The 15,103-nt window shown below is 65.8% G+C and carries 13 protein-coding genes and 1 other RNA gene; 9 read left to right on the forward strand and 5 right to left on the reverse strand.

Features of this window, described 5'->3' with window-relative positions; all coding sequences use genetic code 11:
• Window positions 1–14: 14 nt before the first annotated feature.
• From ACE10Z_RS05765 to tkt, 3 genes are all read right to left on the reverse strand, one after another.
• The gene (locus ACE10Z_RS05765; protein WP_375787077.1) at window positions 15–1,211 is read right to left on the reverse strand and encodes a phosphoglycerate kinase; all 1,197 of its coding nucleotides are present in this window, start codon (window positions 1,209–1,211) and stop codon (window positions 15–17) included.
• Between the two features lie 156 nt (window positions 1,212–1,367).
• On the reverse strand, window positions 1,368–2,375 hold the full coding sequence (gene gap / locus ACE10Z_RS05770; RefSeq protein ID WP_173638784.1) for a type I glyceraldehyde-3-phosphate dehydrogenase: 1,008 nt from the start codon (window positions 2,373–2,375) through the stop codon (window positions 1,368–1,370).
• A 162-nt stretch (window positions 2,376–2,537) separates the two neighbouring features.
• Window positions 2,538–4,520 carry a transketolase gene (tkt, locus tag ACE10Z_RS05775; RefSeq protein WP_375787078.1) on the reverse strand — a complete coding sequence of 661 codons (1,983 nt, stop codon included), beginning with the start codon at window positions 4,518–4,520 and terminating at the stop codon, window positions 2,538–2,540.
• Between the two features lie 336 nt (window positions 4,521–4,856).
• Here tkt and ACE10Z_RS05780 point away from each other — a divergent pair, with 336 nt between their 5' ends.
• The 5 genes from ACE10Z_RS05780 (at window position 4,857) to ACE10Z_RS05800 (ending at window position 7,910) form a co-directional block, all read left to right on the forward strand.
• Window positions 4,857–5,177 carry a DUF4164 domain-containing protein gene (locus ACE10Z_RS05780; RefSeq protein ID WP_375787079.1) on the forward strand — a complete coding sequence of 107 codons (321 nt, stop codon included), beginning with the start codon at window positions 4,857–4,859 and terminating at the stop codon, window positions 5,175–5,177.
• Complete coding sequence (locus tag ACE10Z_RS05785) at window positions 5,174–5,557, forward strand: cell division protein ZapA (RefSeq protein ID WP_342724566.1); 384 nt, start codon at window positions 5,174–5,176, stop codon at window positions 5,555–5,557. Before ACE10Z_RS05780 ends, ACE10Z_RS05785 begins: the two co-directional genes overlap by 4 nt.
• A gap of 585 nt (window positions 5,558–6,142) precedes the next feature.
• Window positions 6,143–6,303, forward strand: a non-coding RNA gene (ssrS, locus tag ACE10Z_RS05790) — 6S RNA.
• 201 nt (window positions 6,304–6,504) lie between these two features.
• On the forward strand, window positions 6,505–7,083 hold the full coding sequence (locus tag ACE10Z_RS05795) for a 5-formyltetrahydrofolate cyclo-ligase (protein ID WP_375787080.1): 579 nt from the start codon (window positions 6,505–6,507) through the stop codon (window positions 7,081–7,083).
• 2 nt (window positions 7,084–7,085) lie between these two features.
• Complete coding sequence (locus ACE10Z_RS05800; protein WP_375787081.1) at window positions 7,086–7,910, forward strand: TIGR00282 family metallophosphoesterase; 825 nt, start codon at window positions 7,086–7,088, stop codon at window positions 7,908–7,910.
• A gap of 290 nt (window positions 7,911–8,200) precedes the next feature.
• Here ACE10Z_RS05800 and ACE10Z_RS05805 read toward each other — a convergent pair whose 3' ends face one another.
• Both ACE10Z_RS05805 and ACE10Z_RS05810 read right to left on the reverse strand, forming a co-directional pair.
• Entirely contained in the window at window positions 8,201–9,625 is a 1,425-nt protein-coding gene (locus ACE10Z_RS05805; protein WP_375787082.1) for a methyl-accepting chemotaxis protein, read from the reverse strand.
• 121 nt (window positions 9,626–9,746) lie between these two features.
• Window positions 9,747–11,513, reverse strand: coding sequence for a methyl-accepting chemotaxis protein (locus tag ACE10Z_RS05810; RefSeq protein WP_375787083.1), 1,767 nt, complete (start codon window positions 11,511–11,513; stop codon window positions 9,747–9,749).
• Between the two features lie 203 nt (window positions 11,514–11,716).
• Between ACE10Z_RS05810 and ACE10Z_RS05815 the strand changes: the two genes are divergently transcribed.
• From ACE10Z_RS05815 to ruvB, 4 genes are all read left to right on the forward strand, one after another.
• Window positions 11,717–12,463: a YebC/PmpR family DNA-binding transcriptional regulator gene (locus ACE10Z_RS05815; protein ID WP_375787084.1), complete on the forward strand. Its 747-nt coding sequence runs from the start codon at window positions 11,717–11,719 to the stop codon at window positions 12,461–12,463.
• A 229-nt stretch (window positions 12,464–12,692) separates the two neighbouring features.
• Window positions 12,693–13,220 carry a crossover junction endodeoxyribonuclease RuvC gene (gene ruvC / locus ACE10Z_RS05820; RefSeq protein WP_375787085.1) on the forward strand — a complete coding sequence of 176 codons (528 nt, stop codon included), beginning with the start codon at window positions 12,693–12,695 and terminating at the stop codon, window positions 13,218–13,220.
• Window positions 13,217–13,834 carry a Holliday junction branch migration protein RuvA gene (gene ruvA / locus ACE10Z_RS05825; RefSeq protein WP_375787086.1) on the forward strand — a complete coding sequence of 206 codons (618 nt, stop codon included), beginning with the start codon at window positions 13,217–13,219 and terminating at the stop codon, window positions 13,832–13,834. The genes ruvC and ruvA overlap by 4 nt, the downstream gene beginning before the upstream one ends.
• Window positions 13,831–14,880, forward strand: coding sequence for a Holliday junction branch migration DNA helicase RuvB (gene ruvB / locus ACE10Z_RS05830; protein ID WP_375787087.1), 1,050 nt, complete (start codon window positions 13,831–13,833; stop codon window positions 14,878–14,880). The genes ruvA and ruvB overlap by 4 nt, the downstream gene beginning before the upstream one ends.
• The last annotated feature ends 223 nt before the right edge of the window (window positions 14,881–15,103 follow it).

A 15,103-nucleotide genomic window follows, 5' to 3' on the forward strand; every position in this document is an offset into this window, starting at 1 on the left:
GGATGTGACCTAAATCAACCCTTCTTCAAAACTTCGACGCCCGGCAGCGGCTTGCCTTCCATCCATTCAAGAAACGCGCCGCCCGCGGTCGAGACGTAGGAAAAATCGCCGGCCACGCCCGCCTGGTTGAGCGCCGCGACGGTGTCGCCGCCGCCGGCGACCGAGATCAGCTTTTTGGCCCTGGTGCGCTCGGCGGCATGCTTGGCCGACACCACCGTACCGCGGTCGAACGGCGTCAGCTCGAAGGCGCCGAGCGGCCCGTTCCAGACCAGCGTCGCGGCATCGTCGATCGCGGCATGGATGCGCGCGATCGATTGCGGGCCGACGTCGAGGATCATGCCGTCGGCCGGGATCGCGTCGAGGCCATAGGCATGCGACGGCGCGTTGGCGGCAAACTGGTTGGCGACGACCGCGTCAACCGGCAGGATGATCGCGCAATTGGCCGCATTGGCCTTCTCCATGATCCGCAGCGCGGTCGGGGCGAGGTCCTTTTCGGCGAGCGACTTGCCGACGGCGACGCCCTGCGCGTGCAGGAAGGTGTTGGCCATGCCGCCGCCGATCACCAGCGCGTCGACCTTGTTCACGAGGTTTTCCAGGAGGTCGATCTTGGTCGAGACCTTGGCGCCGCCGATGATCGCGATCACAGGCTTGGTCGGGGCTTCCAGTGCCTTGCCGAGCGCGTCGAGCTCGGCCTGCATGGTGCGGCCGGCATAGGCCGGCAGCTTGTGGCCGAGGCCTTCGGTCGAGGCGTGGGCGCGATGCGCGGCGGAGAAGGCGTCGTTGACCCAGATGTCGCCGAGCTTGGCGAGCTCCGCGACGAAGCCGGCGTCGTTCTTTTCCTCTTCCTTGTGGAAGCGGGTGTTCTCGAGACAGAGGATGTCGCCGTCCTTGAGGGCCGCAACCGCGTTGGCGGCAGGCTCGCCGATGCAATCCTCGGCGAAGGCGACCGGGCGCTTGATCACCTTGGACAATGCTTCGGCGACCGGCTTCAGCGACTCCTTGGGATCGCGTCCCTTGGGCCGGCCGAAATGGGCGAGCAGGATCACCTTGCCGCCCTTGTCGGAGATTTCGGTGATGGTAGGAGCAACGCGCTCGAGCCGTGTGGCGTCGGTGACGCGGCCGCCTTCCATGGGGACGTTGAGGTCGACGCGCAGCAGCACGCGCTTGCCCGTCACGTTGACGTCGTCGAGGGTGCGGAACGATTTGGTCATGGGCGTTTCCTGTGCGGCGTTTCCTGTGCGACCTGACACAGCCGTCCGGCGGACGGCGTCGCTTTCGCTTGCCGATGTCGCGGCCGTCAAGGTCGCGAATGCGGGGGCAAACACGCAGATGCCCGGCGCTGGGCCGGGCATCACGGTGGTCTATTTTCAGATCAGCTTGCCGATCGCAACGGCAGTGTCGGCCATGCGGTTCGAGAAGCCCCACTCATTGTCGTACCAGGCCATCACACGCACCAGCGTGCCGTTCTGCACCTTGGTCTGGTCCATGTGGAAGGTGGCCGAGTGCGGATCGTGGTTGAAGTCGATCGACACGTTCGGCGCGGTGGTAAAGCCCAGAATGCCCTTGAGCTGCTGCTCGGAGGCGCGCTTCATCGCCTCGTTGATTTCCTTGGCGTCGGTGGCGCGCTTGGCGACGATCTTCAGATCGATCACCGAGACGTTCGGGGTCGGCACGCGGATCGAGACGCCGTCGAGCTTGCCCTTCAGTTCCGGCAGCACCAGGCCGATGGCTTTCGCCGCACCGGTCGAGGTCGGGATCATCGACATCGCCGCGGCGCGGCCGCGATAGAGATCCTTGTGCAGGGTGTCGAGCGTCGGCTGGTCGCCGGTATAGGCGTGGATCGTGGTCATGAAGCCGGTCTCGATGCCGACGGTCTCGTTCAACACCTTGGCAACCGGCGCGAGGCAGTTGGTGGTGCAGGAGCCGTTGGAGACGACGAGCTGATCCTTGTTCAGCGTGTCATGGTTGACGCCGTAGACGATGGTGGCGTCCGCGCCATCGGCCGGGGCCGAGACCAGCACGCGCTTGGCGCCGGCGGTGAGGTGCGCGGAGGCCTTGTCCTTGGCGGTGAAGATGCCGGTGCATTCCAGCGCGATGTCGACGCCGAGGGCCTTCCACGGCAGCTTGGAGGGATCGCGCTCGGCCGAGACCTTGATCTTGTTGTCGCCGACGCTGATCGAGTCGCCGTCGACGGTCACGGTGCCGGGAAAGCGGCCGTGCACGGAATCGAAGCGCAGCAGGTGCGCGTTGGTCTCGACCGGGCCGAGGTCGTTGATGCCGACCACCTCGATGTCCTTGCGGCCGGACTCGGCGATGGCGCGCAACACATTGCGGCCGATACGCCCAAACCCGTTGATCGCGACGCGGATTGCCATGCTGTGTCTCCTCTAAAAGCTGCTGCCGGCCCCGCGGGAGGTGTCCCACGTGGGTTTTACGGCGGAACGCCCGGTTCAGCCGGACGCGAGCGGAAAAGATGGAGCTTTGGTAATCCTTTTTCGCGGCAAGCTCAACCTTCGACCGGCGCTGTCAGGCCAGCGTCAGACGCGCTTCAGGGCAGCGTTAACGACGGCCTCCGCAGTAATGCCGAAATGCGGGAAAAGGTCCTTCGCCGGGGCGCTGGCGCCAAAACCGTGCATGCCGACGAATTCGCCATCATGGCCGATCACGGCATCCCAGCCCCAGCGCACCGCGGCCTCGATCGCGATCTTGACCGGGGCGTTGCCGATAACGGCATTTTGCCGCTCGGCGGGCTGCGCCAGCAGCAATTCCAGCGACGGGACCGAGACGACCCGCGTCGCGATGCCGCGCCCGGCGAGCTGCTTCTGCGCCTCGACCGCGATCTGGACCTCGGAACCGGAGGCGAACAATGACACTTTTGCGTCACCCTGCGCCGCGACCAGCTCGTAGGCGCCGTGGCTGCACGGGTTGTCGTTCGGCGCCGTGTTGCGGAGCTGCGGCAGGTTCTGGCGGGTCAGCGCCAGCACGGTCGGCCCGTCGATCCGGTTAAGCGCGAGTTCCCAGCACTCGGCGGTCTCGACCGCGTCGCAGGGACGGAACACGCGCATGTTCGGCATCGCGCGCAGCGCGGAGAGATGCTCGACCGGCTGGTGCGTCGGGCCGTCTTCGCCGAGGCCGATCGAATCATGGGTCATCACATAGACCACGCCGGTGCCCATCAGCGCGGACAGCCGCATCGCACCGCGCGCATAGTCGGTGAACACCAGGAAGGTGGCGCCGTTCGGCGCGAAGCCGCCATGCAGGAAGATGCCGTTGAGGCAGGCTGCCATGCCGTGCTCGCGGATGCCGTAATGGATGAAGCGGCCCTTCGGCGTCTTGGCGGCAAACGCGGTCGCCGACTTCGCCTTGTTGTTGTTGGAGCCGGTGAGGTCTGCGGAGCCGGCCACGAATTCCATCGGCATTGCGGCAGCGATCACCTCGATCGCGGCTTCCGACGATTTGCGGGTCGCGACGTTGAGCGGATTTTCCAACAGGCCCTTCTTGAAGGCGCGCAGCCCCTTGGCGAGCGATTGCGGCCGTTCGTGACGCAGGCGGCGCTCGAACTCGGCGCGCTTGCGGTTGCCGAGCTGCGCGAACTGCTCGTCCCAGGCCTTGTGCTCGGCGGCGCCGCGGGCACCCGCCTCGCGCCAGGCCTTCAGCACGTCGTCGGGCACCGAGAACGGCTCGAGCGAGATGCCGAGGTTCTCCTTGGCACCCTTGAGCTCGGCGGCGCCGAGCGCCTCGCCATGGGCTTTCGCGGTGCCGGCCCTGGTCGGCGCGCCGAAGCCGATCGTGGTCTTGCAGGCGATCATCGAAGGCTTGCTGGATTTCTGCGCACGGGTGATCGCAGCGGCAATCGCCTGCGGATCATGGCCGTCGATCAATTCGGCTGCCCAGCCGGCGGACTTGAAGCGCTTCACCTGGTCGACCGAATCGGAGATCGAGGTCGGGCCGTCGATCGAGATTCCGTTGTCGTCGTACAGCACGATCATCTTGTTGAGCCGCCAGTGGCCGGCCAGCGCGATCGCTTCCTGCGAGATGCCTTCCATCAGGTCGCCGTCGGAGGCGAGCACATAGGTGTGGTGGTTGACGATCTTCTTGCCGAATTCAGCGGCGAGCATCTTCTCGGCGAGCGCCATGCCGACCGCGGTCGCAATGCCCTGGCCGAGCGGGCCGGTGGTGGTCTCGATGCCCTTGGTGTGGAAATTCTCCGGGTGTCCCGGCGTCAGCGATCCGAGCTGGCGGAAACGCTTGATCTGGTCGAGCGTCATGTCCTTGTTGCCGGTGAGGTACAGCAACGCATAGAGCAGCATCGAGCCGTGGCCGGCCGACAGCACGAAGCGGTCACGATCTGGCCATGCCGTGTCGGCGGCATCGAATTTCAGAAACTTTGTGAACAGGACGGTCGCGATGTCGGCGGCGCCCATCGGCAGGCCGGGATGGCCGGAATTGGCCTTCTCGACGGCGTCCATGGCAAGGCCACGGATCGCATTGGCCATACGGGTGTGATCGACCTGCGTCATGATGAAAAGTCCGCTGAAATGAGGAGCTGATTGCTGGACGCATCGGGGCGGGCAGCCGCGATACGCGCGTGGATGGCCTTACGGGTTGGTGGGTGGATTAGCACCTCAATTCCGCAAGTCCAAGGCGATGAAACGCCCCAAAACGGGGAAAAGTTGCTCAAAACGGCCCAATTTCATTGAACGGTGCATAGTTTGGCGCCGCCGTTGCGCTCGGCTCGCTTGCCACGTAAATTTCGTCCGCTAACCGCTTGCCGAACCGCCAGTTTTGCCGTGCGGCAGGCTTGTTTCCACCAGGCTACCCCAGCTGACCGATTTGAAGGGTCCACACCGCGTGTCATGAGTGATCGTCTCGCCAACGGGTCTGGCAATACCGAGGCACCGCTTGCCGATATCGATGCTGCGACAAGGCGGCTGATGGCAGCGCTCGACGCGCTGGAGAGCTCCGTGGAACGACGTCGCGAGGCCGACCGCGACGAAAACGAATTGGCGAGCCGGATCCAGGCGCTGGGCGCCGATCGCTCCAGACTTGCCGACGAACTCGACGGATCGCTGGTGAAGACGCGCAAGCTCGAGCGCGTCAATCGCGACATCGCGGAAAAGCTCGACGCGGCGATCGGCACCATTCGCGCCGTGCTCGAGGGCGGAGAAGGCAAATGAGCCACATCAACGTCACCATCAATGGCCGGCAATACCGGATGGCCTGCGAGGAAGGCCAGGAGGTGCGGCTCCTGAAGCTCGCGGAAAACCTCCAGCAGCGCGTCGAATCCTTGCGCGGCAAGTTCGGCGAGATCGGCGATGCGCGGCTCACCGTGATGGCGGCGCTCACCGCCTGCGACGAGCTGGTCGATGCGGGCGCGCGCATCCGCAGCCTCGAGGAAGAGGTCGAGCAGCTGCGCAATGCCCGCGTCGCCGCCACCGACCGCGCCCGCGCGACCCAGACCGCGGTCTCCAATGCGCTCAACGCCGCCGCCGAGCGGATCGAGCGCACCACGCAGGTGCTCAACCGCACCATCGGCGGCGGCATCGCGATCGGCTGATCCATATTTCCGGCATCGGGTGATCTTATCCTCCCCTGGAGGGGGAGGATCGACGCTCATGAAATGAGCGGCGAGGTGGGGTGAAGGTCTTTCCACACGTGCAGTGCCCGTGTTGAGAGATCACCCCACCCCGATTCGCATTCGCTTCGCTCATCGCGAAGCGACCCTCCCCCTTTTCATCCTCCCCTGGAGGGCGAGGATCGACGCTCATGAATGAGCGGCGAGGTGGGGTGAAGATCCCTCCACACGTGCAGTGCCCGCGTTGAGAGATCACCCCACCCCGTCTCGCATTCGCTTCGCTCATCGCGAACCGACCCTCCCCCTTTTCATCCTCCCCTGGAGGGGGAGGATCGACGCTCATGAAATGAGCGGCGAGGTGGGGTGACAGGCTCTCCACGCGTGCAGTGCCCGTGTTGAGGGATCACCCCACCCCGGTTCGCATTCCGCTGCGCTCCAAGCGCACCGACCCCAGAGCGAGCTTTGCTCGTCTCGACCCCTCCAGGGGAGGGTAAGAAGATCACGCGAGCTTGGACTGCGTCTGCCTTACCGCTGGCGGATTGCGGCAACGATAGCTAGATTAGCCCCGCGAAGCTGCGTCGTGCGTCAGGAGCCATATATCCCCGGGGCCTTATCGATCCTTTAGGGAACTGTCCCTGGCCGGGTCCGTGGACCCGGACATATGGTGCCCACCTACTTTCGTAGGGAACTCCGGGATCGAGCGCTCTAACGGCCTCTGCGGCTTCGCACTGATTTTTTGCTGTTGCCTTGTCGTCGCGCTGCGGCGGTTTGATTTGCAGTTTCCCCGCAACGGGTCTCGTCATCGGCTCGCCCGCTGGCAGGCTCCTCGCGGGGTGTCCAGTGCGCCGCGGCCTGGTCAAACGAATGCTAGCGTCTCTGGAGTGCCGGCTCGTTCGCGTTTTGCGGACGATGACAGCGGAAGATGGATCATGCACGCAGCTCCATCGAAGGCCGAGCTTCGGGCGCTTGCTCTCGCCAAGCGCGACGCGCTGAGCGATGAGCAGCGTGCGGCTGCCGCCGAAGCGCTCGCCAAGCGCGGCGCGCCGTTCGAGATCACGCAAGGCATGATCATCTCGGGCTATGCGCCGATCCGCAGCGAGATCGATCCGACGCCGTTGTTGAAGAAGCTGGCGGACAAGGGGGCGCGGCTTGCGCTGCCCTGCATCAATGCGCGCGGCCAGTCGCTGACCTTCCGCAGCTGGTCGCCGCAGGACCGGCTGATGCTCGGGCCGCTCGGCATTCCCGAGCCGTCGCCGGCCGCCGCCGAGGTGCATCCCGACGTGATGCTGGTGCCGCTCGCGGCATTCGATAAGCTCGGCCACCGCATCGGCTATGGTGCCGGCTATTACGACTATACCTTTGCGCATCTGCGCAAGGCCAAGCATGTGATCGGGGTGGGGGTTGCCTTTGCTGCACAGGAAACCAAGGCCATTCCGGCGCTGTCGCACGACGTCCCGCTCGATTATGTGCTAACGGAGCGCAAGACGTTCGATTTCCGGAGTAGCTAGCCTTGCGTATTCTGTTCGTTGGTGACGTCGTCGGCAGGACCGGCCGCACCGCCATATCAGACCATCTTCCCGGCATGATCAGAGACTGGTCGCTCGATCTCGTCGTCGTCAATGGCGAGAACGCCGCCGGCGGCTTCGGCATCACCGAGGCGATCTACCACGAGCTGCTCGATGCCGGCGCCGATGCGATCACGCTCGGCAATCACGCCTGGAATCAGAAGGAGGCGCTGGTGTTCATCGAGCGCGCGCCGCGCCTGATCCGGCCGCTGAATTTCCCGCGCCATTCGCCGGGCCGCGGCGCCACGCTGGTCGACACCAAGAGCGGCAAGCGTGCGCTGATCATCAACGCGATCGGCCGCGTCTTCATGGAGCCGTCCTCGAACGATCCGTTCAGCGCGATCGAGCGCGAGCTCGAAGCTTGCCCGTTGCGCGAGGGCTGTGACGCCATCGTGCTCGATTTCCATGCCGAGGCCACCTCCGAGAAGCAGGGCGTCGGCTTCTTCTGCGATGGCCGCGTCAGCCTCGTGGTCGGGACTCACACGCATGTGCCGACCGCCGATCACCAGGTGCTGCCCGGCGGCACCGCCTATATGAGCGATGCCGGCATGACCGGCGACTATGATTCGGTGATCGGCATGCAGAAGGAGGAGCCGCTGCAGCGCTTCCTCACCGGCATTCCCTCCGGACGTTTCGAGCCGGCCGGAGGCGTTGCGACGCTGAGCGGTGTCGCGGTCGAGACCGACGATGCGACCGGGCTTGCGGTGAAGGTCGCGCCGGTGCGCGCCGGCGGACGGCTCGAGCCAACGGTGCCGCCGTTCTGGACGTAGCACCTGTAGCCCGGATGGAGCCAACGGGTCGCGCGAACGCGCGCCCGATGACAGGCTCCGCGAAATCCGGGGTCCCTCGCAAGTTGAGAGGCGGTACCCGGATTGCGCTTCGCTCCATCCGGGCTACGGGACTATTTCGGAATAATGGAAAAATACTTCTGAGTTGCCCGACGTGTCAAGTGCAGTGCCGGGCGCTGTGCAGTGCCGGGCGCCGGCAGCGGCCGGCTACTTTGCATGGGGTTGTTTTCAATGTTTTGGCAGTACACCCCGCCGTCCCGGCGAGGGCTGGCCTAGCCCTGCCGAAAACCCATCCGGAATGCGCCCCAGTGGCGGCCGTTGACGACGATCGGCGACGAGACGTCCTTCATCAGCACGAAATTGCCGCCGCCCATGTCGCGGCGATAGGTCTGCAGCAGGAACGGCTTGGTGTTGGCCGCGACCTTGCTCACCGCGCGGTCGTTGAACAGCCGTCGGTTGCGGCAATTGGCGTTATTCCACACCGGGTCCGGTCCCTGCGGCAGCCGGTAGTTCGGATTGTGGGTCGGCAGATAGCCGCTGCGCGCCCAGGCGACGCAGAACACGATGCGCGGATCGGTCTGCTGGATCGGATCCTGGATCGCCGGCAGCACGCGGTCGGTGAAGCTGACATAGTCGGTCAGGTATTGCTTCGGATTGGTGCCCGCGATCTCGCGGTAATTCTCGTCCATCAATTGCGCGAGCGTGATCTCGCCGCTTGCGATGGCCTTCTCGAACAGCTCCGAGATCTGCTTCGCGGTGTCGATCACGACGCGGATCAGCGGCGCATCGCTGGTCTCCACGCCGCTGTCGGCGATGGTCACGATCAGGCTCTCGGACAGCTCGAGCAGCTTCGCGACGCGGCCGTCGGCGTGCTTGAGGTCGCGCGAGGAGAGATCGACGCCCTTGGCGAGCTCGTTGAGCTCCGCGATCACGGTGTCGCAATGACCGAGATTGGAGGTCGCGGCGCGCGCCACGTTGCCGATCTCGGCGCCGACCGATGAAAAGCCCTCCTGCACGCGCATGATGATGCCCGAGATCTGCCGGGCGCCTTCGCCGGCGCTCTTGGCGCGCAATGAGGCGTCGCTGCTCTCGCCGATCAGGCTGCCGATCTGGCCGTCGAGATCGCGCACGGTGTCGGAAATCTGATGGGTCGCCTGGCGGGTCGCCTCGGCAAGGTTCTTCACCTCGCTTGCGACCACGGCAAAGCCGCGGCCGGCGTTGCCGGCGCGCGCGGCCTCGATCGTGGCGTTGAGGGCGAGCAGGTTGGTCTGCTTGGCGATCGCCTCGATCGAACCGGAGACCTTGGCGACCTGGCTCAGTGCGGAGCCGACCGCGGCGAGCCGCGCCTCGATCCGACCGACCGCTGCGACGAGCTCCGCGATATGGCTGACCGCCGTCTCGACCGCGTTGCGCGATTCAGCAATCTGGCCGACCGCGGCGGATGCGGTCGTTTGCACCGCCTGCGAAGCGTTGGCGATGTCGTGATTGGCCGAGACCATGATCTCGGCGGTCTCCTGCAAATGATGGAACCGCTCCGACTGGCTGGTGACGCGGCTCGCGACCTCCTGGACGTTGCCGGCGATGTCGGCAAGCTCGACCCCGAGGCCGCCGATGCGGTCGGCTAGCTGGTCGACCAGCCGCTCGGCCAGCGTCCGGTTCGATGACGTATCCAGCACTGCAAGCTGCGCCGCCGACATGTCGCGTTTCCTCCGTTACAGCAGCCCGTCGCGCCGCTGCAGCATTCCTCATTCCGATCTAAAGCGTGATTCGCACGGCCGGTCTTGCCTGAGCGTGCACTGCATCCGGGCTACGAAGCCATCAAAGCTTGTACGCGGTGCGGAAGGCGCCCCAGTGCCGGCCGCGCACACGGATCGGCACGTCGATCTCGCGCATCATCACGGTGGTGCCGTTGCCCATGTCGCGCGCATAGCTTTGAACCAGATAGGCGCGCTCATTGCGCGCGGCGGCGAGGCCCGCGGGATCGTTGAAGATGCGGCGGTTGCGGCAATTGGCGGTGTTGTAGGCGACATCGCCCGGCCGCTGCGGCTGCGAGTAGATCTTGTTGTGGACCGGCAGATAGCCGTTCCGGTCGACCGTCGCGCAGAATGCCAGGCGCTTGTCCTTGGCGAGGAACGCCTCGAGCAATGCAGGCAGCGAGCGATCCGCCCAGTCCAGCATTTTGGTGCGATACTGCACCGGGTTGGTGCCCGATATCTCGACATAGTCGGTGTCGAACATGTCAGCGATCGTGATCGCGCCGCTTGCCAGTCCGTTCTCGAAGAGCCTGGTCAGCGTGCCGCCTGCTTCCATCGCGCGGGTGACGAGTTCGGCGTTCTCCTCGTGGATCGCCCACATCCGGTCTTCGATCTTCTCGCGCAACGCAGCAGTCGCCGCCTCGAAGCGTGCCTGGCTGCCTGCCTTGGAGCGGTCGCCGATCCTGATCCGGCAGGCGCCGACATCCTGCACGGTCGCACTCAGGGTCTCATGGGCCGGCAGCCTCTCGGCATCGGGCCCGCCGATCAGGATGCCGTCCATCGCGATCTCATAGACCGGCGCGGTGACGATGCCACGCGCGGTCGTGATCTCGACCGTGAGGCTGCAGGGCAGGCGCTCGTTCTTGCGCGGATCGCCGCGCTCGTCCTGGCGCAGCAGCACCGCGCAGCGCGCCTTCAGCTTCTGAGCGAAGGCGGTCACCGCCTTGCCGGCCTTGGCGACATTGTCGCCGTGCGCGGCGGCTTCCCGGGTCGCTGAATCGATCTCGCCGGCGCTGGTGCCGACCGAGACGATGAAATGTGAGGCGGAGGCCGCGTTCTGGCCCATCTCGCCGGTGATCTCGTTCTGTTCGGCGACCGCGCCGTTGACGTTCTCGAACACCGGACGGATCTTTTCGATCGCCTGCGAGATGCGGTGAACGGCGTCCGCCGATCCGGTGGCGTCCCTCTGCAACGCCTCGATCTTCCGGGTGATCTCTTCGGTAGCGCTCTGGGTCTGGACTGCGAGCGCCTTGACCTCGGTGGCGACCACCGCAAAGCCCTTGCCGGCGGCGCCGGCGCGCGCCGCCTCGATGGTCGAGTTGAGCGCGAGCAGCGTGGTCTGCCGCGCGATCTGCGCGATCAGATTGACGACGTTGCCGATCGCGGCCGAGGATTCGCGCAGGCGATCGACATTGGCGGTGGCCTCGCGCGCCGCCGCCGCGGCGTCGTCGGCGAGCTGGCTGGCGCTGCGCACCTGCGCGCCGATGCCTTCGGCGGAATGGGTGAATCTGTCGGCGGCTTCGGAGAATGTCGTCGCGGTGCTCTCCGCATCGCTGCTGCGGCCGGTCAGCGCGTCGGTGCGGGCGCGGATGGTCGCGAGCTTGGCTGCCGTCGCCTCGGCGCCGTCGGCCACTGAGCCTGCGGCGCGCTCGAGCTGGCGGATCATCGCGCCGAGCTCGAGTTCCAGTAATTCCAGGATCTCCCGGGACGAATCCTTTGACGAATCCTTGGCCGAATCAGTCTCGGTCGAGACCTCAGCCGCGGTTGGAACCTGCGCGGCGGCCGACGCAGCCGGCTCCGGCTCTTGCTTTCGAAACAAACCGAACGCCATGGGGGGCTCTTGGAAAGTTGCGGCGGGACGGGGCGATCCTCGCATCCGGGCATGAAGTCATGGTTAACAAGTGCCTCATATTCCGGCTTGCGGTAGTATTCCCCGGCCGGACGACCCCTGCCGACCTTTGATTTTGACCGCCAGGGGCCTATAAGGCCGCGTTTTCCACCCCTGTTCAGACCCTACGCTCGAAGAGACGTCGCATGGCCGGCCATTCCCAATTCAAGAACATCATGCACCGCAAGGGCCGGCAGGATGCCCAGAAGTCGAAGCTTTTCGGCAAGCTGGCCCGCGAAATCACCGTGGCGGCCAAGCTCGGCACCCCGGACCCGGCGATGAACCCGCGGCTGCGCGCCGCCGTGGTCGCCGCGCGGGCCGAGAACATGCCCAAGGACAATATCGATCGCGCCATCAAGAAGGCCCTGGGCAGTGAGGGCGAGCACTATGACGAGATCCGCTACGAGGGTTATGGCCCCGGCGGCGTCGCCGTGATCGTCGAGGCGCTGACCGACAATCGCAACCGCGCCGCCTCCGACATCCGCTCCTTCTTCACCAAGTCGGGCGGCAATCTCGGCGAAACCGGCTCGGTCGCCTTCATGTTCGATCGCACCGGCATCATCGAGTACGACGCCAAGGTCGCCTCCGACGATGCGATGCTGGACGCCGCGATCGAGGCCGGCGCCGACGACGTGGTCTCCAGCGAGGCCGGCCACGAGGTCTATGCCTCGCAGGAGACCTTCCGCGAAGTCGCAAAGGCGCTGGAAACGAAGTTCGGCGAGCCGCGCAAGGCGGCGCTGACCTGGAAGCCGCAGAACACCGTCGCGGTCGACGACGAGACCGGCGAAAAGCTGTTGAAGCTGATGGACCTGCTCAACGAGCACGACGACGTGCAGAACGTGTACGCCAATTTCGAGGTGTCCGACGCGCTGCTCGCGAAGATGGGCGGGTAAGAGCCTCGTTCATGGTCTCAAACTCCGCTGTCATCGCCCGACTCGATCGGGCGATCCAGTATTCCAGAGACCGTCATTTGATCCGAGAGGCCGCGGCGTACTGGATCCCCCGCTTTCGCGGGGGATGACGAGCAAGGGCGGGATGACGAGCGGGGCCGACGGCGACCACAGCAGGGGACGAGCGTCCGTTTGTGTTTCGTTCTCCCGGCACAGGCGGTATCACTACCCCATGACATCGCAGCCGATTCGCTCTCCCGTCCGCATCATCGGTATCGATCCGGGTCTCCGTCGCACCGGCTGGGGCGTGATTGAGACCGAGGGCAACCGTCTGGTCTATATCGGCTGCGGTTCGGTCGAACCGCCGGACGACCTGCCGCTGGCAAGCCGGCTGCTTGCGATCCATGAGGGGCTTGCCGCCGTGCTCGGCGACTACAGGCCGGCGGAGGCGGCGGTCGAGCAGACCTTCGTCAACAAGGACGGCGTTGCCACGCTGAAGCTCGGCCAGGCCCGCGGCGTCGCCATGCTGGCGCCCGCAATGTTCGGTATCTCGGTCGCCGAATACGCGCCGAACCAGGTCAAGAAGACCGTGGTCGGCGCCGGTCATGCCGAGAAGAACCAGATCCAGGTGATGCTGAAGATCCTGCTGCCGAAAGCCGAGCCGCCGTCCGCCGACGCCGCCGATGCGCTCGCGGTCGCGATCACGCATGCGCATCACCGCCAGAGCGCCGCGCTTCGGCTCAGGGTGACGAACCTATGATCGGCAAGCTCAAGGGCCTGATCGATTCCTATGGCGAGGATTACGTGATCCTCGACGTCGGCGGCGTCGGCTATCAGGTGCATTGCGCGAGCCGCACCTTGCAGGCGTTGCCGTCGCCGGGTGGCGCGGCCGTGCTCTCGATCGAGACCTATGTCCGCGAGGACCAGATCAAGCTGTTCGGCTTCCGCTCGGATCTCGAGCGCGAATGGTTTCGCCTGCTGCAGACCGTGCAGGGCGTCGGCGCCAAGGTCGCGCTCGCGGTGCTCGGCACGCTGCCGCCGACCGATCTCGCCAATGCCATCGCGCTGCGCGACAAGGCGGCGGTGGCGCGGACGCCGGGGGTCGGACCGAAGGTCGCCGAGCGCATCGTCAGCGAATTGAAGGACAAGGCGCCGGGCTTTGCCGATGTCGATCCGGCGGTGGTGCAGCTGTCAGGCGCGATCGACAACAACCGCGCGCCGCGCCCGGTCACCGATGCGATCTCGGCGCTGGTCAATCTCGGCTACGGCCAGCCGCAGGCCGCCGCCGCCATCGCCGCCGCCTCGCGCAGCGCCGGTGAGAAGGCCGAGACTGCGCAGCTGATCCGGCTGGGCCTGAAGGAATTGTCGAAGTGAACACGCCCTCGCGCATCGTCACGCCCGAACGCCGCTCCGACGATGTCGGCGACACCGCGCTGCGTCCGCAGTCGCTGACGGAGTTCGTCGGCCAGGCGCAGGCGCGCAAGAATCTCTCGATCTTCATCGAGGCGGCGAAGAAGCGCGGTGAGGCGCTCGATCATGTGCTGTTCGTCGGTCCCCCGGGCCTCGGCAAGACCACGCTGGCGCAGATCGTCGCGCGCGAGCTCGGTGTCGGCTTCCGTGCCACCTCCGGCCCGGTCATCGCCAAGGCCGGCGACCTTGCGGCGTTGCTCACCAATCTGGAAGAGCGCGACGTGCTGTTCATCGACGAGATCCATCGTCTGAGCCCGGCGGTCGAGGAAGTGCTCTATCCTGCGATGGAGGATTTTCAACTCGATCTGATCATCGGCGAAGGCCCCGCGGCGCGCTCGGTGAAGATCGAGCTGTCGAAATTCACTCTCGTCGGCGCGACGACGCGCGCGGGCCTGCTCACCAATCCGTTGCGCGACCGCTTCGGCATTCCGATCCGGCTCAATTTCTACACCGTGGAAGAGCTGGAGAAGATCGTCACCCGCGGCGCCCGCGTGCTGAACATCGGCATGAGCCCCGACGGCGCCAACGAGATCGCGCGCCGCGCCCGCGGCACGCCGCGCATCGCCGGCCGCCTGCTGCGCCGCGTGCGCGACTTTGCCTCCGCGGCGGATGCCGACGCCATCGATCGCGGCATCGCCGACCGTGCGCTGAGCGCGCTCGAGGTCGACAGCGCCGGGTTAGACGCGATGGACCGGCGCTATCTCACCACCATCGCCTTGAACTATGGCGGCGGTCCGGTCGGCGTCGAGACCATGGCGGCGGCGCTGTCCGAGCCGCGCGATGCGATCGAGGACATCATCGAGCCCTATCTGATCCAGTGCGGCTATCTGCAGCGCACCCCGCGCGGCCGGCTCCTGACCTCGCATGCCTTCCGCCATCTCGGCCTCGCCGAGCCGAACCGCGATCCCTCGCAATTCGGCCTGTTCGGCGGCAATGGCGACGATGACTGAAGCAAAAGTGCGAAGCGGTTTTCCCTCGCGACAACGAAAAGCGTTTGCGCGGAGATCATGCGCAACCAAAAAGCCTCGCTCGCGAAGACGTGAAAAGACGTGTTGATGCGGCGCGTCACGCCTGACGGTAACCTTGCCCGCTAACCATTGCGAAGCCTCTGCAGGCCGTCTGCACAAGCGCGGCCCAATTTCGCTTCAATCAAAGGGCCTATGATCGTCTGGA

The sequence above is a fragment of the Bradyrhizobium sp. Pha-3 genome (assembly GCF_042258615.1).
Taxonomy (GTDB): domain Bacteria; phylum Pseudomonadota; class Alphaproteobacteria; order Rhizobiales; family Xanthobacteraceae; genus Bradyrhizobium.

Bases quoted from the DNA above. Each gene is read 5' to 3' on its own strand.
- ACE10Z_RS05765 (WP_375787077.1), bottom strand. From the start codon at position 1,211: ATGACCAAATCGTTCCGCACCCTCGACGACGTCAACGTGACGGGCAAG.
- gap (WP_173638784.1), bottom strand. From the start codon at position 2,375: ATGGCAATCCGCGTCGCGATCAACGGGTTTGGGCGTATCGGCCGCAAT.
- tkt (WP_375787078.1), bottom strand. From the start codon at position 4,520: ATGACGCAGGTCGATCACACCCGTATGGCCAATGCGATCCGTGGCCTT.
- ACE10Z_RS05780 (WP_375787079.1), top strand. From the start codon at position 4,857: ATGAGTGATCGTCTCGCCAACGGGTCTGGCAATACCGAGGCACCGCTT.
- ACE10Z_RS05785 (WP_342724566.1), top strand. From the start codon at position 5,174: ATGAGCCACATCAACGTCACCATCAATGGCCGGCAATACCGGATGGCC.
- ACE10Z_RS05795 (WP_375787080.1), top strand. From the start codon at position 6,505: ATGCACGCAGCTCCATCGAAGGCCGAGCTTCGGGCGCTTGCTCTCGCC.
- ACE10Z_RS05805 (WP_375787082.1), bottom strand. From the start codon at position 9,625: ATGTCGGCGGCGCAGCTTGCAGTGCTGGATACGTCATCGAACCGGACG.
- ACE10Z_RS05810 (WP_375787083.1), bottom strand. From the start codon at position 11,513: ATGGCGTTCGGTTTGTTTCGAAAGCAAGAGCCGGAGCCGGCTGCGTCG.
- ACE10Z_RS05815 (WP_375787084.1), top strand. From the start codon at position 11,717: ATGGCCGGCCATTCCCAATTCAAGAACATCATGCACCGCAAGGGCCGG.
- ruvC (WP_375787085.1), top strand. From the start codon at position 12,693: ATGACATCGCAGCCGATTCGCTCTCCCGTCCGCATCATCGGTATCGAT.
- ruvA (WP_375787086.1), top strand. From the start codon at position 13,217: ATGATCGGCAAGCTCAAGGGCCTGATCGATTCCTATGGCGAGGATTAC.